Source organism: Nocardia sp. NPDC101769 (assembly GCF_044766925.1).
Taxonomy (GTDB): Bacteria; Actinomycetota; Actinomycetes; order Mycobacteriales; family Mycobacteriaceae; genus Nocardia.
On sequence record NZ_JBIWMX010000009.1, the window covers coordinates 1 to 19247 of the forward strand.

General features: G+C 67.0%; 18 protein-coding genes, 1 tRNA gene, 1 other RNA gene and 1 pseudogene. 7 read left to right on the forward strand and 14 right to left on the reverse strand.

Annotated elements, in window-relative coordinates; genetic code table 11:
• Window positions 1-226, forward strand: a 226-nt coding sequence (locus tag ACIRRA_RS16495; RefSeq protein WP_402768181.1) for a hypothetical protein, incomplete at its 5' end; no start/stop codon positions are given.
• Between the two features lie 257 nt (window positions 227-483).
• Here ACIRRA_RS16495 and ssrA read toward each other — a convergent pair.
• Both ssrA and smpB read right to left on the reverse strand, forming a co-directional pair.
• Window positions 484-856: a transfer-messenger RNA gene (ssrA, locus tag ACIRRA_RS16500) on the reverse strand.
• Window positions 857-970: 114 nt separating this feature from the next.
• Window positions 971-1447 (reverse strand): SsrA-binding protein SmpB, encoded by a 477-nt coding sequence (smpB, locus tag ACIRRA_RS16505; RefSeq protein WP_154787106.1) that lies wholly within the window; start codon window positions 1445-1447, stop codon window positions 971-973.
• Window positions 1448-1634: 187 nt separating this feature from the next.
• On the opposite strand from smpB, the gene ACIRRA_RS16510 reads away from it, so the two are divergent.
• Window positions 1635-1958, forward strand: a complete 324-nt coding sequence (locus tag ACIRRA_RS16510; protein WP_402768184.1) for a putative quinol monooxygenase — start codon at window positions 1635-1637, stop codon at window positions 1956-1958.
• Window positions 1959-2023: 65 nt separating this feature from the next.
• Here the strand turns inward: ACIRRA_RS16510 and ACIRRA_RS16515 are convergent, their stop codons facing one another.
• From ACIRRA_RS16515 to ACIRRA_RS16555, 9 genes are all read right to left on the reverse strand, one after another.
• Window positions 2024-2692, reverse strand: a complete 669-nt coding sequence (locus ACIRRA_RS16515) for a slipin family protein (RefSeq protein ID WP_402768187.1) — start codon at window positions 2690-2692, stop codon at window positions 2024-2026.
• A gap of 359 nt (window positions 2693-3051) precedes the next feature.
• Window positions 3052-3124, reverse strand: a tRNA-Glu gene (locus ACIRRA_RS16520).
• Window positions 3125-3237: 113 nt separating this feature from the next.
• Window positions 3238-5379, reverse strand: a complete 2142-nt coding sequence (gene recQ / locus ACIRRA_RS16525) for a DNA helicase RecQ (RefSeq protein WP_402768190.1) — start codon at window positions 5377-5379, stop codon at window positions 3238-3240.
• 231 nt (window positions 5380-5610) lie between these two features.
• A complete protein-coding gene (gene ftsX / locus ACIRRA_RS16530) occupies window positions 5611-6516 on the reverse strand; it encodes a permease-like cell division protein FtsX (RefSeq protein WP_402768193.1) in 906 nt (301 codons plus the stop codon).
• Window positions 6516-7205 (reverse strand): cell division ATP-binding protein FtsE, encoded by a 690-nt coding sequence (gene ftsE, locus ACIRRA_RS16535; protein ID WP_402768195.1) that lies wholly within the window; start codon window positions 7203-7205, stop codon window positions 6516-6518. The genes ftsX and ftsE overlap by 1 nt, the downstream gene beginning before the upstream one ends.
• 57 nt (window positions 7206-7262) lie before the next feature.
• The gene (locus tag ACIRRA_RS16540; RefSeq protein WP_402768198.1) at window positions 7263-7445 is read right to left on the reverse strand and encodes a hypothetical protein; all 183 of its coding nucleotides are present in this window, start codon (window positions 7443-7445) and stop codon (window positions 7263-7265) included.
• On the reverse strand, window positions 7429-8289 hold the full coding sequence (locus ACIRRA_RS16545) for a mechanosensitive ion channel family protein (protein WP_402768201.1): 861 nt from the start codon (window positions 8287-8289) through the stop codon (window positions 7429-7431). The genes ACIRRA_RS16540 and ACIRRA_RS16545 overlap by 17 nt, the downstream gene beginning before the upstream one ends.
• Window positions 8290-8451: 162 nt before the next feature.
• Entirely contained in the window at window positions 8452-9570 is a 1119-nt protein-coding gene (gene prfB / locus ACIRRA_RS16550) for a peptide chain release factor 2 (protein ID WP_402768203.1), read from the reverse strand.
• A gap of 221 nt (window positions 9571-9791) precedes the next feature.
• The gene (locus tag ACIRRA_RS16555) at window positions 9792-10649 is read right to left on the reverse strand and encodes a helix-turn-helix transcriptional regulator (protein ID WP_402768206.1); all 858 of its coding nucleotides are present in this window, start codon (window positions 10647-10649) and stop codon (window positions 9792-9794) included.
• Window positions 10650-10792: 143 nt separating this feature from the next.
• Between ACIRRA_RS16555 and ACIRRA_RS16560 the strand changes: the two genes are divergently transcribed.
• Together ACIRRA_RS16560 and hisN are read left to right on the forward strand one after the other, a co-directional pair.
• Window positions 10793-11389: an NADPH-dependent FMN reductase gene (locus ACIRRA_RS16560; protein ID WP_402768209.1), complete on the forward strand. Its 597-nt coding sequence runs from the start codon at window positions 10793-10795 to the stop codon at window positions 11387-11389.
• A 115-nt stretch (window positions 11390-11504) separates the two neighbouring features.
• The gene (hisN, locus tag ACIRRA_RS16565) at window positions 11505-12290 is read left to right on the forward strand and encodes a histidinol-phosphatase (RefSeq protein ID WP_402768211.1); all 786 of its coding nucleotides are present in this window, start codon (window positions 11505-11507) and stop codon (window positions 12288-12290) included.
• A gap of 21 nt (window positions 12291-12311) precedes the next feature.
• On the opposite strand, the gene ACIRRA_RS16570 is transcribed toward hisN, so the two are convergent.
• Complete coding sequence (locus ACIRRA_RS16570) at window positions 12312-13775, reverse strand: ArnT family glycosyltransferase (protein ID WP_402768214.1); 1464 nt, start codon at window positions 13773-13775, stop codon at window positions 12312-12314.
• A gap of 126 nt (window positions 13776-13901) precedes the next feature.
• Window positions 13902-14162: a hypothetical protein gene (locus ACIRRA_RS16575; RefSeq protein WP_379379274.1), complete on the reverse strand. Its 261-nt coding sequence runs from the start codon at window positions 14160-14162 to the stop codon at window positions 13902-13904.
• A gap of 234 nt (window positions 14163-14396) precedes the next feature.
• Here ACIRRA_RS16575 and ACIRRA_RS16580 point away from each other — a divergent pair, with 234 nt between their 5' ends.
• The 3 genes from ACIRRA_RS16580 to ACIRRA_RS16590 all read left to right on the forward strand — a co-directional run bounded on the left by ACIRRA_RS16580 (window position 14397) and on the right by ACIRRA_RS16590 (window position 18399).
• Window positions 14397-15785, forward strand: a complete 1389-nt coding sequence (locus tag ACIRRA_RS16580) for an acyl-CoA dehydrogenase family protein (RefSeq protein WP_402768217.1) — start codon at window positions 14397-14399, stop codon at window positions 15783-15785.
• A 77-nt stretch (window positions 15786-15862) separates the two neighbouring features.
• Window positions 15863-17098 (forward strand): acyl-CoA dehydrogenase family protein, encoded by a 1236-nt coding sequence (locus ACIRRA_RS16585; RefSeq protein ID WP_402768220.1) that lies wholly within the window; start codon window positions 15863-15865, stop codon window positions 17096-17098.
• A 392-nt stretch (window positions 17099-17490) separates the two neighbouring features.
• The gene (locus tag ACIRRA_RS16590) at window positions 17491-18399 is read left to right on the forward strand and encodes a serine hydrolase (protein ID WP_402768222.1); all 909 of its coding nucleotides are present in this window, start codon (window positions 17491-17493) and stop codon (window positions 18397-18399) included.
• Window positions 18400-18419: 20 nt separating this feature from the next.
• Here ACIRRA_RS16590 and ACIRRA_RS16595 read toward each other — a convergent pair.
• Window positions 18420-19224: pseudogene (locus ACIRRA_RS16595) on the reverse strand (SDR family oxidoreductase).
• Window positions 19225-19247: the final 23 nt, after the last annotated feature.

Consider the following 19247-nt stretch of genomic DNA (forward strand, 5'->3'; position numbering starts at 1 on the left):
ACACGACGAGCAAAGGGGAAATGGGGACTTCTACCTGGCCGCCAGCGGGGACCTACCGCTGGCCACCAGCGGGGACTTTCTCATGGCCACGGACAACCTGGAACTGGTCCGAGACCAACACCGCCCTCCCCGGCAGCCCTACCGTCAGGGGGACAGCGACGATGAGCTTCGACGGGACCACTGTGCGAATCCATCGGCTCACCGACAACTCACCGCAAACCTGTGACTACGTCGGGACGATCACCGGGTACCGGAACGGCCGGGCTGAAGGTTTCTCCGGCACGGTGAACTGCACCAACTCCGGCATCCGCGACATGAAATGGTGGACGAACTCAATCCAGTAGGTCAGCCGATGGATCGTCCACGACGCCGGCAGCCCGCACCAGCCGCGTGACCGACGGCCCCACCCCGTGCTCGAGATCCGCAGGAGGCCAATGGATTCCATGAACGACGAAGGCCCGGTCCTGATGGACCGGGCCTTCTCAGTGGAGCTGCCGGGAATCGAACCCGGGTCCTCCGCCGCATCTTCAGGGCTTCTCCGTGTGCAGTTCGCTATGCCTCTGCTCGGATCTCTCGGTCACGCGAACAAGCCGAGATGACGATCCCAGTCGCTGTTGGATGTCCCGTCCGGCGCCGCGACCGCGTCGGACGGTAGAGCCCTCTAGCTGATGCCAGGGACCGGGTCGAGGGCGAACCCGGGCTGACAGACACGCTTCGTTGCTTAGGCAGCGAGAGCGTAGTCGCGCTGATGAGAATCGGCGCTTATAGGGTTACAGCGACGCTTATACGGTGGTCTCCTGCCTGCACCGACACGCTTCCCCTGAATCAACGCACGCAGTCGAAACCGTTCAGCCCCGTCTGTGTTCACCGATTCAGATGAACTACCCGGCTCTCACCGGGCTACCTATCCTAACACCGAACAAACCTTGGTTCATTCCATTAACGCGCCGTCAGCCGGGGGTCCCGGGGGTCAGCCTCGCATGCCCTTGATGCGGCGGCCGAGTTCGCGGGTGACCTCGCGTTCGGCGTCGCGTCGGGCCAGGTCCTGGCGCTTGTCGTAGTCCTGCTTGCCCTTGGCGAGGGCCAGTTCGACCTTGACCTTGCCATCGGAGAAGTACATCGACAGCGGGACCAAGGTCAGGCTCGACTCCTTGGTCTTGCCGAGCAGCTTGTCGATCTCGCGGCGGTGCAGCAGCAACTTGCGGGTGCGGCGCGGTGCGTGGTTGGTCCAGGTGCCGTGCCCGTACTCGGGTACGTGCAGGCCGCGCAGCCACACCTCGCCGTCGTCGATGGAGGCGTAGGCGTCGACCAGCGAAGCCTTGCCCTCGCGCAGGCTCTTCACCTCGGTGCCGACCAGCGCGACCCCGGCCTCGTAGGTCTCGAGGATCGCGTAGTTGTGCCGCGCCTTCTTGTTGCTGGCGATGACCTTGCGCCCCTTTTCCTTCATGTCTCCTCAATCGTCCCGTCGCTGCTCGGAGTGCCCAACCAGCTTACGGATGCTCCGGCCCGAGCCCGCAGGGTCACGGGGTCGGGCCTCGTTTTCCAACGACGCCGGCCGGCGTCTTGTTCCGGTGGCCGGGACGCGCCCGGCCCGTCCCGGCGGGCCCGGTGTTAGTCATGAGAACAGTGCTGGCGTGAGCCAGTTCACAGCGACTCCCCTCGAAAGGACTTCCGTGCATACGGCTTTCATCCGCACCAAGGTCGATCCCACGGCGGCCGACCGGGTCGCACAGGCGATGCTGACGCTCACCGCGCCCACTCTCGCCGAACCGGGCTGCCACACCTACGAGTTCTACCGCGACCAGGACGACCCGTCGCTGTTCCTGTGCTTCGAGCACTGGGATTCACGTCAGGCACTCGACGCGCACGGCTCGACCCCGCACGTGCGGACCTTCCTCACCGAGTTCGGGCCGCACATCCAGGTGTGGGAGCAGAACCATACGACCGCGCTGGCCTGAACCGCCCCCGGCCGAAACGGCATGTTTCGGCCGGGGCGGTGCCGTGCCTTCGCTGCGCGTGCTGATCAGACGCTCTCGCGCGAGTCGAGGACGACCTTGGTGCCCGGGGTGGCCGCGACCTGCAGGGTGCGCAGGCGCAGCAGGACCGGGTTGTCGGTGAGCAACTTCGCGGTGTTGGCCAGTGAGCGCAACGCGGCAGCCTCGGCGCGGGCGCGCTCGAGCTCGGCGCGGCCGCGCTCGCGGGCCAGCACCGTTTCGAGGGCGGCCTTACGGAGCTCGCCCGGGAGCATGAGGTCCTTGGCGCGGAGGCTCTCGACGCGAATGCCGAGGCGTTCGACGGCGGCCGCCACGCGCTCGGTGCCCGCGCCGAGCCGGGTGCGGTCGGCGACCAGCTCGTCGAGGGTGTGCGCGGCCACGAGATCGCGAGCGACCTCCTGGACCGTCACATAGAGCGCGGCCTCCGCGGACTGGGCGCCGGTGATGAAGGTCACCGGATCGGTGACCACCCAGTCGCCGACGAAGCTGACGCGCAGCGACAGACCGTCGCGGGTCAGCAGCTCCTGGCCGCCGACCTGCAGCAGACGCGGGCGCATATCGACCGTGACCAGGGTGCAGCGCTCCTTGTTGTAGCGGTGCCGGCCGGGGCCGAGAACCTCCCGCAGGGTGCCGTCCTCGAATCGCAGCGTGCGCTGGTATTCCATGACCGTCTTGTATTCCATGACCGTCGTGAACATGTGTATCTCCTTCCCCCACAGTGGTTTCGGCGTGACCGGACACGCCTCGCCCGGTCACGGGACCGCGGCGGGGGCGTCCCCCGACCGAAGTCGGGGAGCCCGCAGGGCCACGGCACCGCACCCGACCGGGCGAGGCGTACCGGTGAAGGGAATCGAACCCCGGCAGATTTGTTCTGCGCCAACCTGAATGACGTGGCCGCTCTCGAACGGGGAATACGATCCGGAGATTCCGGGGCACCCCTCGAACGACCGGGACCCACGGTAGCCACGGTATCGCGGTGCACGCCAATGATTTTCGGGCACGGATGAGATGTGAAATACAGAAAGGCCCTCCAGCATTCACTGAAGGGCCTTCTCAGTAGTCCCGACGGGATTTGAACCCGCGCTACCGCCTTGAGAGGGCGGCGTCCTAGGCCGCTAGACGACGGGACCAGGTCGCTCGCTGCGATCCGTGGACCGCGGCAGCTCCGAAAGCTTATCGTGCCGCCGCCCAGCAACCAAATCGCCTGCTAATGGACGTACGCGAGGTCATTTCCGGATACCGATCACTGATAGTCGGGCGGGAGTTCGTCGAAGTCCGGTGGCGCTTCATCGGGCCAGGGGATCTCGTCGGCGGGGGTGACCATGACCGGACTCGGTTTCGGCGCAGTGGCCGACGACGCGTCGAAACGCGAGGAGCGCCGCTCGGGGACCCCGGATTGGGGGCCCGCGCTCGGGGCCGCGGACCGAGATCCCTGGGACGAGGCCGCCGACCGGCCGGTCGGCATGGCGACGCCGGAGCCGGAAGCCGGTGCGGAGCTTGATGTTTCGGTACTCGAACCGCCGGCGGCGACCACTTCCAGCACGCCTTCACCGTATTTGGCCCGCTTGTTCTCCCCGATGCCGGAGATGCCCGCGAGGTCGGACAGGGTGGCGGGTTTGCGGGTGGCGATCTCGCGGAGGGTCGCGTCGTGGAAGACCACGTAGGCGGGGACGCCCTGCTCCTTGGCGGTGGCCGCGCGCCAGGCGCGGAGCTTTTCGAACAGGTCGGTGTCGGACTGGCTGAGGTCGCCGGCGGCCAGGCGGGATGCCTTGGCGGGCTTGGCGGTTCGGGCAGCCTTGGCGCGTTCGGGCTCACGCCGGAACATGACCTGGCGCTTCTCGAACAGCACCTGGTTGCTGGCGTCGGTGAGGGTGAGCACACCGTAGTCGCCGTGCACGGCGAGCAGGCCCTGGGCCAGCAGCTGGCGGACGACGCCGCGCCACTCGACATCGCGCAGCTCGGTGCCGATGCCGAACACCTTCAGCTCGTGGTGGGCGTGCTGCTCCACCTTGGGATTGCGCTTGCCGATCAGGATGTCCACGATGTGGCCCGCGCCGAAGCTCTGGCCGCGTTCGCGTTTGAGCCGCAGCACGGTGGAGAGCACCTTCTGGGCGGGCACGGTGCCGTCCCACGCCTCCGGCGCGTTGAGGCAGGTGTCGCAATTGCCGCAGCGCTCGCCCTGCTGACCGAAGTAGCCCAGCAGCTGGACGCGGCGGCACTGCACGGTCTCGCAGAGCGCGAGCATGGCGTCCAGGTGCAGTTGCAGCTGGCGGCGGTGCATGGCATCGCCGTCGGAGGAGTCGATCATCTTCCGTTGCTGCACAACGTCACTGAGGCCGTACACCATCCACGCGGTGGACGGCTGCCCGTCGCGCCCGGCACGGCCGGTCTCCTGGTAGTAGCCCTCGACCGACTTGGGCAGATCCAGGTGTGCGACGAAGCGCACGTCCGGCTTGTCGATGCCCATACCGAAGGCGATGGTGGCGACCACCACGAGCCCGTCCTCACGCAGGAACCGCGCCTGGTTGGTCGCGCGGGTGCGATTGTCCAGCCCCGCGTGGTACGGCACGGCTTCCACACCATTGGCGGTCAGGAAGGCCGCGGTCTTCTCGACGGAATTGCGCGAGAGGCAGTAGACGATGCCCGCATCGCCGGCGTGTTCTGTCTGGATGAACGAGAGGAGCTGGTGCTCCGGCCGATTCTTGGCCTCGATCCGGTATTGGATATTGGGCCGGTCGAAGCTGGCCACGAAGTGTTTGGCGCGGGTGAGGTCCAGCCGCTCGGCTATCTCCTTGCGGGTGGCCTCGGTCGCGGTCGCGGTGAGCGCGATGCGCGGCACGTCCGGCCAGCGCTCGTGCACCATTGACAGGCCCAGATAGTCGGGCCGGAAGTCGTGGCCCCACTGCGAGACACAGTGCGCCTCGTCGATGGCGAAGACCGAGATCTTGCCCCGGTCCAGCAACTGCGTGGTGGACTCCAGCCGCAGCCGCTCCGGTGCGAGGTAGAGCACATCCAGCTCGCCCGCCACGAATTGCGCCTCGACCGTGCGCCGTTCGTCGGGGAACTGGGTGGAGTTCAGGAATCCGGCGCGCACGCCGACCGCATTGAGCGCGTCCACCTGGTCCTGCATGAGCGCGATGAGCGGTGAGATCACCACGCCCACGCCCGGCCGAACCAGCGCCGGAATCTGATAGCACAGCGATTTGCCGCCACCGGTGGGCATGAGCACCAGGGCGTCGCCGCCGGAGATCACCTGGTCGACGATCTCCCGCTGCGGCCCGCGAAAACTGTCGTACCCGAACGTCTTTCGCAGAACCTGGTGCGCCGGATCACTTCCGACGTCATCCAGGTTTCCGACCACGGTCTCGACCTCCGGCGCACTCACGCCCGCAATCCTACGGACACCGCCCGACACCGGAATGCCGTTGGCCCGTGTGCGCCGAACTTCGCACCCGGCGGATGTTTCGTATCCGTAGGCGACCCACTGATCTCGTACCGATCGGGGTAACTCACCGGGTACGTCCAAAATAGGTTCGGCACCCAACCGCCGGCACGGGTGCGCGACGGCTCACAGTACTCAGCCGCCCGCTGAAGTCGCGGAGAGGCGGGGGAGCATTCACTCGCGGACGTAGTACCGAAGTGCGGCATATGCCGTGAGAGCGGCGAATCCGACACCGATCGGTGTGACGATCATCGCGACGGCCGCGATGTCGTCGCCCGTGATCCGCGGCAGCACCTGGTCATTGAACAGCGACCCCAGCGCCCGGTTGATCACCAGCGGTTGCGCGACGAACAGACCGGCCACGGCCAGCACCGATCCCCCCAGGGCGGCCAGCACCGCCTCCAGCAGGAACGGCAGCTGCGTGTACCACCGCGTGGCACCGACCAGCCGCATGATGCCGACCTCGGTCTTGCGGGCCAGCGCCGCCACCTGAACCATATTGGCGATCAGCAGCAGCGCGGCCAGCGCCTGCAGCGCCGCCAACCCGAAGGCGGCATTGCGCAATCCGACGAAGAAGCTGACCAGCCGGTCCACGATGTCCATGTCATTGAGGACGGTCATGACGCCGGGCCGCTTGGAGAAATCGTCATAGATGGACCGGTATTTGGTGACATCGTCGAGCTTCACCCGGAACGAGGAGGGCAGCCCGTCCTTGCTCACCTCGTCGGCGAGCCCGGGCTGATCCTTGAAGGTGGTCTCCTTGACCTCCTTCACCGCGTCCTGGCTGTTGATGTACTGCACGTTCGCCACATAGTCGTGCTTCTTCAGATCCGCCATGAGCGAGGCGCACGGCTGCCCGGTGCAGTCCGGATCGGTCTTGGAGACCTGATCGTCGAGATACAACCGGATCTCGACGCGCTGGACGTAGTAGTCCTGGATCTTGTCCGCCATGCGCACCGCCAGCAGACCGCCGCCCAGCATGGTCAGCGACACCGCGGTGGTGAGGATCATGGCGATGGTCATCGTGACATTGCGGCGCAGGCCGGTGAAGACCTCGCTGAACAGGAATCCCGCGCGCATTACCGGCCCACCCCGTACACGCCCATCTCGTCGTCGCGCACGATGCGCCCGCGATCGAGTTCGACCACCCGCCGGCGCATGGCGTCGACGATGGTGTTGTCGTGGGTGGCCATGATGACCGTGGTTCCGGTGCGGTTGATGCGTTCGAGCAGCGTCATGATGTCCTGGCTGGTCTCCGGGTCGAGGTTGCCGGTCGGTTCGTCGGCCAGCAGTACCAGCGGCCGGTTCACGAAGGCGCGCGCGAGCGCCACCCGCTGCTGTTCACCACCGGAGAGCTCACCCGGCAGCCGGTCGGCCTTGCCGGCGAGGCCGACCATGTCGAGGGCCTCGGGCACCGAGCGATTGATGAATGCTCGTGATTTGCCAATCACTTCCAGCGCGAAGGCCACGTTCTGTTCCACGGTCTTCTGCTGCAGCAGCCGGAAATCCTGGAAGACGCAGCCGATGCGCTGGCGCAGTTTGGGAACCTTGCGCCCGGGCAACCGGTCGACCCGGAAGTCGGCGACCCACACCTCACCGGTGGTCGGCTTCTCGTCCTTGAGCAGCAGCCGCATGAACGTGGACTTTCCGGAGCCCGAGGGCCCGATAACGAAGACGAACTCGCCTTTTCCGATATCGACGGAGACATTGTCCAGCGCCGGCCGCGTCGAGGTCTGATACGACTTGGTGACGTTGCGCAGGGTTATCACGGGGAGCCAGTGTAGCCAGCACGACGCCGCGGCCGACTACACCGCGCGGACTCGGGCTCAGCGGCCAGTGTGCCCGGAAGTGTTTGGCAGATAGTTGCTGAGCATGGTGTTCACGATCGGCGGGGTGCTGTTGGTCTGGTGTTCGGTGGGCTTGACGAAGATGTACAGAATGAATGTTGCTACCCACACGGCCATCAGGATCGCCGTGGACTTACGCATTCTCTTAATCAGCACCGACACTGAGACCTTCCCTGCGCAACGCGGCGGCCACTCGCACCCGCAGCTCGCGCCCGACTTCGAACTGTTTGCCCGGTAGCGTCCGGGCCACCATCTTGATGTTCATCTGGTTGACGGTGAGATCTTCGACACCCATGACACTCGGCTCATCCAGCAGCAGCGCTTTGAGCTTGCGATCGGCGAAGGCCTTGGCCCCCACCTCGCGCAGGATCTCGTTGACCTTGTTGATGTCGGACGTGGCGGGAACGGGCACGTCGATGGCGGCGCGCGCCCAATCCTTCGACAGGTTGGTCACTTTCACGATCTGACCGTTCGGGACGGTTATCACTTCGCCGTCGGCGCTACGCAGCGTCGTGATGCGCAGCGTGACGTCCTCGACCGTACCCTCGGCCTCGGTCGAATTGCCAGTGACCGCGATGCGCACGACATCGCCGAAGCCGTACTGCCTTTCGGTGATCAGGAAGAATCCGGCGAGCAGGTCCTGCACTATCCGTTGCGCCCCGAAACCCAGGGCGGCTCCGAGCACCGCGGCCGGGGCGACCAGTCCACCGAGCTCGAAACCCAAGCGCCGCAATACTTCCAGTGACACCAGGAAGTAGACGATGGACAGCACCACCCAGGTGATGACCTGGGCCAACGCATGCCGGTGCTTGGCAGCCTCGGACCGCACCAGCGAATCGCTGCTGCGGAAGCCGGCGTCGATCTTGCGAGTGATGCGGTCGCGCACGAAGGTCGCGGCGCGACTGAACAACATGGCGCCGACGACCAGCAGCACGATCTCGAGACCGCTGGACCGCAGCCAGTTCCCGAGTTCGGCTCCGGTGCTCGCGGCGAGAACCATGCCCATTTTGCCTCCGCTTCGCTCCGGCGGTTCGCGGCCCTCGTAACCCCGGTCTTCCCTGCTCCGCTCCTCCGCTTCGCTCCCGCTTCCGCGACAGGGCGGAGGTCTATCAAGCCGCAGTCCAGACCGGGGCGGGCCGCGAACACCGAAGTGAGCCGCCACCAATGGCTAGTTTGTCGTCTGCTCCCGCATGCGCCAGCGGATGCCGGATTCGATGAAAGCATCGATGTCGCCGTCGAGCACGGCGGAGGGATTGTTGACCTCGTAACCGGTGCGGAGATCTTTGACCATCTGGTACGGGTGCAGCACGTAGGAGCGCATCTGGTTACCCCAGGACGCGCCCTCGTTGGTCTTGAGCGCGTCCATCTGGGCGCGTTCTTCCTGGCGCTTGCGTTCGAGCAGCTTGGCCTGCAGCACGCGCATGGCCGAAATCTTGTTCTGCAGCTGCGATTTCTCGTTCTGACAGGTGACGACGATGCCGGTCGGGATGTGGGTGAGGCGGACCGCGGAGTCGGTGGTGTTGACCGACTGGCCACCGGGGCCGGACGAACGGTAGACGTCGACCCGGACCTCGTTCTCGGGAATCTCGATGTGGTCGGTGGTCTCGACCACCGGCAGCACCTCGACCTCGGCGAAGGAGGTCTGGCGACGACCCTGGTTGTCGAACGGGCTGATGCGGACCAACCGGTGCGTACCCATTTCCACCGATAGCGTGCCGTACGCGTAGGGCGTCTTGACCGCGAAGGTCGCCGACTTGATCCCCGCCTCTTCCGCATACGACGTGTCGTAGATCTCGACCGCGTACTTGTGGCCCTCGGCCCAGCGGACATACATGCGCATGAGCATCTGCGCCCAGTCCGCGGCGTCCACGCCACCCGCGCCGGAGCGAATGTTGACCAGCGCCTCACGCTTGTCGTACTCGCCCGAGAGCAGGGTCCGGACTTCCATGGCCTCGACATCGGCGTGCAGGCTGGCCCGCTCCGAATCAGCGTCGGCGAGCGCGGCCGTGCGATCCGCACCCTCTTCCGCCTCGGCGAGCTCATAGAGCACGGGCAGATCCTCGAGCCGCTGGCGGAGGTCGCGCACCCGGCGCAGTTCACTCTGTGCGTGGGAGAGCTGACTGGTCACGGCCTGCGCGTGCTCCTGGTTGTTCCACAGCTCCGGGTCGGCCGCCTGGTGTTCCAGCTCGTCGATGCGGCGAGCCAGCTCGTCGATGTCGAGCACCGACTCGATGGTCTTCAGAGTCGTATCGAGTTCGGCCAGATCAGCGGAGACGTCAGGATGCACGATGTTCAAATCTACTACCTCGCCGCTCCCCCGCCTCCCCGAGGCTTTAGCGGACGGCTGAGTGCCGTAGAACTTGTGCACCCCTGACTCATGCACCCATGTCGGCGGTCGGGAGCCGATCCGATTTTGGACGTACCCGGTGAGTTACCCCGACCGTCGCGAAATCAGTTGTCACCTCCCGAACGGGCCGAGAACCTGCCATCGAGCGCTATATCGGCAAATCACCCGGCGACGGCGCGCAGCCCTCCTGGGCGGCGGCCGACGAGACGGTCCAGGGCGGTGGCGGTGGCGTCGTCGGCGGGCAGGTAGACCATGAGGAATTGGTCGTCGTCGGCCGAGAGGTGCAGGGTTTCGTAGGCCAGGCGCAGCGGACCCGCCTCGGGGTGGGTGAGGCGGCCGACGCCATTGGTGTCGGGAAGGCCGGGGAGGGTGTCCAGGCGGCGGGTGAATTCGGGGCCGACAGTGGCGGCCAGTTCATCCATGAGGGCATTGACATGGGGATCGGCGCGGCCGGGGCCCTGTTTGAGGGTGGCGACCACCTTGTCGGCCTTGTGTTCCCAGTCCGGGTAGGCGTCGCGGGCGCGCGGGTCGGACAGGACGTAGCGGGCGTAACTGCCGGGCAGACCGCCGTCGAGCAGGCCGATCGGGCCGAACAGGGCACGGTAGCCGTCGGTCACCGCGAGGATCTCGCTGAGCCGGTTCATGACGGCCGCGGGCGCGGGTTCGAGTTGGTCCAGCATGGCCTGCACGGCCGGGCGGATGCGGCGGTTGGGCCCGGAACCGCCGCGGCAGTTGAAGTTCGGATCCCCAGCCTTGGCGAAATTGAGCAGGTGCACCCGTTGCGCCGGGGTCAATCGCAGCGCATCGGCCAGCGCGATCAGCACGGGCGCGGACGGGTGCCGGTCGCGGCCCTGCTCCAGCCGAGTCAGGTACTCGACGGAAACTCCTGCGAGTGTGGCCAATTCGGCGCGGCGCAGGCCGGGTGTGCGGCGGCGCGGCCCCGTCGGCAGGCCCACTTCGGCGGGAGTGACCGCTTCGCGGCGCAGCCGCAGGAACAGGCCCAGCTCGTTCTCACTCACGTATTCGACGCTAGCAACGGGCGTGGTTCTTATCGTGTCCCTGCCACTACCACCCTCAGCGTGGTCTCCCTAGCGCTCGGCCGGGCTCGCAGAGTTGATCTCGAGCGGCCGACCGGTCGCGGCGAATCTCGAAGGAGACCCACATGACCAGCACGACTCTGCGCCTCGCGGTGATCATCGGCAGCGTCCGGGAAGGGCGCTTCGGGCCGGTGGTAGCGAACTGGTTCGCTGGGCAGGCCCGCGCTCATGGCGCGTTCGAGATCGACCTCATCGACCTGGCGGATTACGACCTGCCGCACGCGCTGCCCGCGGTGTCACCGCTCATGGAGCCGAATCCGGTTCGCCCCGGCAGGGGTGACGAGCTGGCCGGGCGCCTCGCTGCCGCAGACGCATTCGTGGTCGTCACGCCCGATATCAATCGCAGTTTCCCAGCCTCGCTGAAGACCGCGATCGATTGGCACTTCACGCAGTGGGATCGCAAAACGGTCGGATTCGTCGGCTACGGCGGAAGCACCGGCGGCCTGCTCGCCATCGAATCCCTGCGCACCGTCTTCAACGAGCTCAACGCCCACACCGCCCGCACCACCGTCATCTTCCCCCGCTACTTCCTTCACTTCGGCCCCGACGGCGCGCTCAACGAACCCGCCGAATTCGAGCAGTCGGCCAGCCGTCTCCTCGACCAACTCCACTGGTGGGCAACCGCTCTCACGACCGCCCGCCACGAAGCCGTTCCCGCGTAGTTCATCGAGGCACACCATGGAGGGGAATCCGGGCAAATCCCCTCACTGTTGTGCCACTCGGCGTTGGGGGCGGGGGACACCCACCGTTAACTGGGAGGGACTAACGTGCTGGGGCGTGACCGGATACTCCGCTGACCTGGAACTCGCGCTGAAGCTGGCCGACGCGGCCGATGGGATCACCCGTGAGCGGTTCGGGGCGCTCGATTTGAAGATCGATTCCAAGCCGGATCTGACGCCGGTGTCGGATGCGGATCTGGCGGTCGAGCGGACGCTGCGGGAGATCCTCGCCGCCGAGCGGCCGGGGGACCTGGTGCTCGGTGAGGAATTCGGCGGGGACGTCGAATTCAGCGGCCGGCAGTGGGTCATCGACCCGATCGACGGAACCAAGAACTTCGTGCGCGGGGTGCCGGTGTGGGCCTCGCTCATCTCGCTGCTCGAGGACGGCGTGCCGGTGGTAGGCGTGGTGAGCGCGCCGGCGTTGGCGCGGCGCTGGTGGGCGGCGGCCGGTCACGGCGCATGGAGCAGTTTCGAGCGGAGCGAGCCGCGGGCCATCTCGGTGTCGGCGGTGGCCGAGCTGGGTGCGGCCAGCCTCGCGATCTCCAGCCTGTCGGGCTGGCGGGCCATCGGGCGCCGGGCCAAGCTCATCGCGCTCACCGACGAGGTGTGGCGAGTGCGCGGGTACGGCGACTTCTTCGGGTACACGCTGCTGGCCGAGGGCGCGGTCGACATCGTCACCGAGCCCGAACTGTCGCTGTGGGATATGGCGGCGCTGGACATTCTCATCCGCGAGGCGGGCGGCACCTTCACGGCGCTGGACGGCAAACCGGGGCCGCACGGCGGGAGCGCGGTGGCGACCAACTCGCATCTGCAGGACCAGGTGCTGGCGGCCCTGCAGGCCTGACACAGCCCGGAGGTCCGAGCCTCAGCCGAGTTGCCGCATGGCGGGCCACATCTCGGACCAGGGGCGGCGGGGTGTGCGGCACAGGATGATCGCGCGCCCCTGCTCGATATTGCGGATGTCCAGGCCATTGTCCGAGCGCCCCAATGGTTCCGGGTCCACACAGAAGCGGCTCACCCGGTCGGCGGGCATGCCGAGGACGAGCACCGCGTGCGCGCCCGGCGGCGGGCCCCACCACCAATACGCGTTGTGCCCGCTGTGCGGGGTCGGCAGGTTGTAGCGTCCGCCGAACTGTTCGAGGGCGGCGGCCTCACCGTAGTTGGCGGTGAGGATGTCGGCGTCGGGCGCGGAATGTGCTCGGACATCGGCGATCTGCGCGGTGAACTGCGGCCAGCCGACGGTCTCCCCCGCCTCCTTGTTGATCGCGAGCAGAGCCGACCGGTCCCGGAGGGCGGACATCGGAAGCACGGGCAGGAAGACCACCGCCGAGAACACCGCATTGAGCGCGATGACGAAAGTCAGTGCGGCAAGCCGTATCCGATGCCCGCTCAGCCGCGACTCCAGTCCGACGGCGCCCGCGACCACGAGCAATGGATACATCCCGCCGAGGTAGTACGCCTTGCCCACCATGACCAGGTAGCCCACGAACAGCATCGCGTAGGCGACGGCGAACGCCCGGTAGCGCCGCCACAGCCACCACAGGCCGAACGCCCACAGTGGCACCAGCAGCACGCCGATCAGCCCGAATTGCAGGAGCACGAACCCGATTCGCGAATTCGAGCTGCCCGAGGAGCCGCCCGCGATGGCCCGGCTCAGCGCCCACTGCGGCCAGCCGTTGCGCGCCTGCCACACCACGTAGGGCGCGCTGATCACCGCCGCGATAACCAGCGCGAGCGGGAAATACCTGGTGGCGAACACTTCTCGCGGTCCGACCAGGAGCAGCGAGAAGGCCAGCGCGGCAAGGGGAACCACGATCAGGGCCTTGTTCTGCACCCCGATTCCGGCCAGCGCGCCGATCGCGAGCCACCAGCGCGGATCGGCATCCGGCCGCAGCAGATGCAGGACCAGCAGCATCAGTACCGACCACACCGCAAGATCGATGTCCGCGGTACTGAGAGTGTGCCCGGCTCCGGCCACCGCGGCCGCCGACGCCATGGTCCCGGCCGCGACCGCCTGCGCCACCCGGCCGCCGCCGAGTTCGCGGGCGGCGAGTCCGGCGCAGATCACCACGGTGGTGGCCGCCAGCGTCGCCGGAAGACGCAGCAGCAGCACGGAATTCGGATCGATGGCCGACATCGCACGGGCCAGCAGTGGCACCAGCGGCGGCTGATCGGGATATCCCCAGTCCAATCGCCGCCCCGCGGCCAGAAAGTAGAGCTCATCGCGGTGGTACCCGTACCGTCCGGAGAGCGCGGTGAGCAGCACCGCGAAAATTCCGGCTATCCAGTATGTTTCGCCACCCGAGGCATTGACCGGCCGTTCGCGCATCCCCCGCATCGTCGCATCTCCGGGGCGGCCGGGCCACCGGTGCTGGGGGTACCCGGCGCGGGCTGCGGTCCCGCCACCGGGCGCGTTGCTACGCTCTGCTATTCAGCGTCGCTACGCCGTTGTCTCTCAGCCGAGCGGGACGCAGACCGAGCCGAAGTCGAGGAACGGGCCGCCGGGGGCAGCGGAGCCCACACCGACCGAACCGAGTCCGAGCTCAGTGCCGACGCCACTGATGCAGCCACCCGTGCCGGATCCGGTGCCCAGGCCGACACCGGAACCGGTGATGCCCACATCGACCGGCTGCAGCTGCACGTCGGCGCTGGCGTTGGGGGCGGCGAGGAAGAGACCGGCGGCAATGATGCCCGCCGTTCCGAGCGCGATCTTCATATGTATGAACCTCCATCAGGAGCGAGTTATGCGCCGACACACTAGCCCACCTGGCGTCCTTCTGAAGCGTATTTGTTTCACTAGATCCGAGTGATCACCGTCGGTAAATTCGAACCACTGCCCTGACCTCCCGATTCGACAATCATCGACGCCAGTTCTTACTCTGAAGTAAGATAGTCTTACTCAGGAGTAAGATTGCTGGGCAGGATCACCCACCTCCTCGATAGAAAACTGGTGATTATGAGCACTCGAGACACCGCAACAAAGCGGGATACCTCCGCCGTTGGCCTCAACCCGGTCAAACGCGACTGGATGGGCGCGGCGATGCGGGTCATGACGACCATCACGGGATCGGAGCTGGCGGAGAAGTACAAGCTGCGCAAGCCGATCGAACGAATCACCTACGAGGGCACCAAGACCGGGTTCCGCACCCTGGGCGCGGCGACCCGGGTGTTCGAGAAGGTCGCCGGCGGTGGCGCTCCGAAGCGGCTGCCCGCCAACGAGTCTCGCAAGAAGGACTACTTCGACCTCACCCCGACCGACGAGCAGCAGATGATCGTCGAGACGGTGCGCGACTTCGCCGGCGAGATCCTGCGCCCGGCCGCGCACGAGGCCGACAATGCCGCCAAGGCCCCGCGCGACCTGCTCGAGCGCGCCGCCGAGCTGGGCATCACCCTGATCAACGTGCCCGAGGAGCTCGAGGGTGCCGCGTCCGAGCGGGGCGCGGTCACCAATTCGATGGTGGCCGAGGCGCTTTCGTACGGCGACATGGGCCTGGCGCTGCCGATCCTGGCGCCCAGCGGTGTCGCGATCGCGCTGTCGCAGTGGGGTACCGACGCGCAGCAGCAGACCTACCTGGGCGCCTTCACGGGTGAGAATGTGCCGCAGGCCTCGGTCGTCATCGCCGAGCCGCAGGCCCTCTTCGATCCGTTCGCGCTGAAGACCAAGGCCACCCGCTCCCCCAGCGGTTTCCGCCTCAACGGCGTGAAGACCCTGGTCCCGGCCGCGGGTGACGCCGAGCTGTTCATCGTCGCCGCCGAGCTGGACGGCCGTCCCACCTTCTTCATCGTCGAGTCCGGCACCGACGGTGTGGTGATCGAGGCGGACCCGAGCATGGGTATGCGCGCCGCGGGCCTGGGCCGGCTGGTGCTGAACAATGTGGCTGTGCCCGCCACCGCCCTGCTGGGCGACTCGGAGGGCGCGCAGCGCGCCGAGGAGTACGCCGACGTCGTGCGGCTGGCCCGCCTGGGCTGGGCCTCGCTGGCCATCGGCACCGGTCAGGCCGTGCTGGACTACGTGATTCCGTACGTGAAGGAGCGCGAGGCGTTCGGTGAGCCGATCGCACACCGCCAGGCGGTCGCCTTCATGGTCGCCAATATGGCGATCGAGCTGGACGGTCTTCGTCTCGTAACGCTGCGGGGTGCGTCGCGCGCGGAGCAGGGGCTGTCCTTCGCCCGCGAGGCGGCGCTGGCCAAGAAGCTGGCCACCGACAAGGGCATGCAGATCGGCCTCGACGGTGTGCAGCTGCTCGGCGGCCACGGTTTCACCAAGGAGCACCCGGTCGAGCGCTGGTACCGCGATCTGCGCGGCGTCGGCGTGGCCGAAGGCATCGTCCTCATCTGAGCCCGCCTCGTCCCGGCCGCCACCCTCGATCGAGACGCTGCGCGTCGCGGGACCGAACCTCAACGGAGAGACCACTCATGATCAATCTCGAACTCCCCAGGAAGCTGCGGGCCAGTGCCAACCAGGCCCACCAGGTCGCGCAGGAGATCTTCCGTCCCGCGTCGCGCAAGTACGACCTGGCCGAGCACGAATACCCGGTCGAGCTGGACACCATGGCCGCCATGGTCGAGGGCCTGTCCGACTCCGGCTCGGCCGACGTCTCCGGCGCCACCGGTGGCCGCAAGGCCGGTGAGAAGACCGCCGGTGATGCGCACGCCACCGAGTTGCTCGGAAACACCAATGGCGGCAATATGTCCGCGCTGATGAACGCGCTGGAGACCTCGTGGGGCGATGTCGGCCTCATGCTGTCGATCCCCTACCAGGGTCTCGGCAACGCCGCCATCGCGGCGGTCGCCACCGATGAGCAGCTGTCGCGTTTCGGCAAGGTGTGGGCCGCCATGGCCATCACCGAGCCGTCCTTCGGCTCCGACTCCGCGGCCGTGTCCACCACCGCGGTGCTCGACGGCGACGAGTGGGTGCTCAACGGCACCAAGATCTTCGTGACCGCCGGTTCGCGCGCCACCCACATCGTGGTGTGGGCGACCGTCGACAAGTCGCTGGGCCGTGCGGCCATCAAGTCGTTCGTGGTGCCGCGGGATGCCAAGGGCCTCACCGTGTCCCGCCTCGAGCACAAGCTGGGCATCAAGGCCTCCGATACCGCCGAGCTCCGCCTCGAGGACTGCCGCATCCCCAAGGACAACATCCTGGGCTCGCCGGAAGTCAATGTGGAGAAGGGTTTCGCGGGCGTCATGCAGACGTTCGACAACACCCGCCCGCTGGTCGCCGGCATGGCCGTCGGCGTCGGCCGCGCCGCCCTCGAGGAGCTCCGCACCGTCCTCACCGACGCGGGCATCGAGATCTCCTACGACAAGCCGGCCAACAACCAGCACGCCGCTGCCGCGGAATTCCTCCGCCTGGAGGCCGACTGGGAAGCCGCCTACCTGCTGTCGCTGCGCGCGGCGTGGATGGCCGACAACAAGAAGCCCAATTCCCTCGAGGCTTCCATGTCCAAGGCCAAGGCCGGCCGCATGGGCACCGACGTCACCCTCAAGGCCGTCGAACTCGCCGGCACCACGGGTTACTCCCAGCGCACCCTCCTGGAAAAGTGGGCCCGCGACTCGAAGATCCTCGACATCTTCGAAGGCACCCAGCAGATCCAGCAGCTGATTGTGGCCCGCCGCGTGCTCGGGCTGTCGAGCGACAAGCTGAAGTAGCAAGTCCCACAAGGAAAAACCGGTGCGGGCCGTATTCGTGGCCCGCACCGGTTTTCTCGCTTCCGGACGCGATGATCCGCGTCGGGTCGGATTCCGAGCGCCTTCAGCAGGTTGCCGATAACCGGAATGGAGTCGGCGCTGCCCGTGCTGGTTTGCGCAGCCGTCACGTTCACGGCCGACGTCGCGGTCGGCGGGCGGCTACCAGGCCATGTCGACACTCCGCGCTGGGGAACCGCGGTAGATCTGGCACGACGAGCTGGCGAAATGGCTACAAGCTGGGAGTATTGGTGCCGCAGTTGCCGAAATGTGATCTACGCGGATAGGTTTCGCCGGTGCGTGGATTCAGTAGGCGGATGCTATTGGGGGCCGGCGCTATTGCTGCTGGAGGGATGATGCGGGCGGGGACGGCGCGGGCGGGGGTGCCGGTGGTGGGGCCGGCATTCGATGCGCAGTATCGGGCGATCACGAAGGTGGCCGGGGGGCGGTGGCATTGCCTGGTCAGTGATTTGGGGTCGGGGAAGCCGGTTCCGGTGGTGGAGGAGGATGCGGACTTCGTCATCGAGGGGGCCAGTGTGCAGAAGCTGGCGGTGATGACCGCCCTGATGAGTGAGGTGGATGCGGGGCGGATCAGGTTGTCCGACACCACGACTCTCGATGCGGATATGGTGGCCGAGGGCAGCGGACTGTATTTGAATCAGGCGGCGTTCGGGGATCAGCTCACGGTGGCGAATCTGCTGACCACGATGTTGCAGGTTTCGGATAACACCGCGGTGCGGCTGATGTCGCGGTTCGTGTCGGGGGAGCAGATCAACGCGACGTTGGATCGGCTGGGGTTCAAGGAGACCCGGGTGGTGCCGTTGCCCGGGGAGAGCCGGTTCTATCTGGGGAATACGACGGCCCGGGAGAACAACGATCTGCTGTTCCGGCTGGCGTCGGGGACGTTGTTGTCGAAGGAGTCGACACAGGCGGTGCTGCGGATCATGACGTGGTCGGCGGTGGGGTACACCGACGGGATCCGGCGCAACATGTCCTCGGATGAACGGGCTCGCTTCGCCACCAAACACGGTGCGTCCGAAGACAAGCGGCACGATACGGGAATTATGTTCGATGCGGCGGGGGCGCCGCTGGTGGTGTTCTCGTTCTTCGCCGATCAGGCGCCGGACGCGGACAACTACGGGGCTACGAATCCGATGGTGGAGGCGCATGCCACGCTGGGGCGGGCGCTGTTGGACACCTATACGCATCTGTCACCGCTGCAGTCGTTCATCGATCCGAAGAAGATCGCCTCGGGCGGGCGCTGAAGGCCGAAAAGGCGGAAGCGTCAGCCCGCCAGTAGGTTTCGCATGGCGGTGAAGACCTCCGAGGCGCCGCCCAGGGACCAGCCGCCGTCGACGGGAATGACCGCGCCGTTGACGTAGGAGGCCAGCGGGGACGCCAGCCAGAGGCAGCAGTCGGCGATCTCCTGGGCGGTGCCGTAGCGGCCCATAGGAACGGATTTGGCCACGACATCGGCAAGTTCGGGAGTGGGGGCCAGCCGCGACATGCCCTCGGTGTCCTCGATGGGCCCGGGCACCACGGCGTTGACGCGGATGCCCGCGGGCGCCCACTCGATGGCCGCGACCTTGGTGAGCATGTCCACGCCCGCCTTGGCCGCGCAGGCGTGGGCCTGGAACGTCATGGGAATGGTCGACTGCGGCGCGGAGATGGTGATGACCGAGGCCCCGGGCGTACGTAGGTGCTCGCGGGCGGCGCGCAGGACATTGAAGGTGCTTCAGATCGATGTCCACGACCGCGCCGAAGGCCCGCGCCGACATGGATTCCGTTGCGGCGGGGAAGTTCCCGGCCGCACCCGATACCAGCACGTCCAGCTCCCCGAGCTCGGTGCAGGTCGCGGCGAGGCCCTCGGCGACCGTCTCGTAGTCGCGCACGTCCGCGGCGAAGCCCAGGGCGGTGACCCCGCATTCACCGAGCGAGTCGACCGCCGCCCGCACCTTGTCCGGCGTGCGCGAGAGCACCGCCACCGAGGCTCCCGCCCGCGCGAAGGCCCGAGCCACAACGAGATTGATGCCGCTGGTACCGCCCGCCACGAAGACCGTCCGGCCGGAGAAATCGAAGAGGTCGCTCATCTTCTGATTCTGCGGCGATCAGC

Excerpts from the sequence above, each read along its gene's own strand:
- ACIRRA_RS16590 (WP_402768222.1), top strand. The coding sequence starts at position 17,491 with ATGCGGGCGGGGACGGCGCGGGCGGGGGTGCCGGTGGTGGGGCCGGCA.
- ACIRRA_RS16570 (WP_402768214.1), bottom strand. The coding sequence starts at position 13,775 with ATGCGCGAACGGCCGGTCAATGCCTCGGGTGGCGAAACATACTGGATA.
- ACIRRA_RS16545 (WP_402768201.1), bottom strand. The coding sequence starts at position 8,289 with ATGGGCATGGTTCTCGCCGCGAGCACCGGAGCCGAACTCGGGAACTGG.
- smpB (WP_154787106.1), bottom strand. The coding sequence starts at position 1,447 with ATGAAGGAAAAGGGGCGCAAGGTCATCGCCAGCAACAAGAAGGCGCGG.
- ftsX (WP_402768193.1), bottom strand. The coding sequence starts at position 6,516 with ATGCGCGCGGGATTCCTGTTCAGCGAGGTCTTCACCGGCCTGCGCCGC.
- ACIRRA_RS16585 (WP_402768220.1), top strand. The coding sequence starts at position 15,863 with ATGATCAATCTCGAACTCCCCAGGAAGCTGCGGGCCAGTGCCAACCAG.
- ACIRRA_RS16515 (WP_402768187.1), bottom strand. The coding sequence starts at position 2,692 with ATGTTCACGACGGTCATGGAATACAAGACGGTCATGGAATACCAGCGC.
- ACIRRA_RS16575 (WP_379379274.1), bottom strand. The coding sequence starts at position 14,162 with ATGAAGATCGCGCTCGGAACGGCGGGCATCATTGCCGCCGGTCTCTTC.
- ACIRRA_RS16560 (WP_402768209.1), top strand. The coding sequence starts at position 10,793 with ATGACCAGCACGACTCTGCGCCTCGCGGTGATCATCGGCAGCGTCCGG.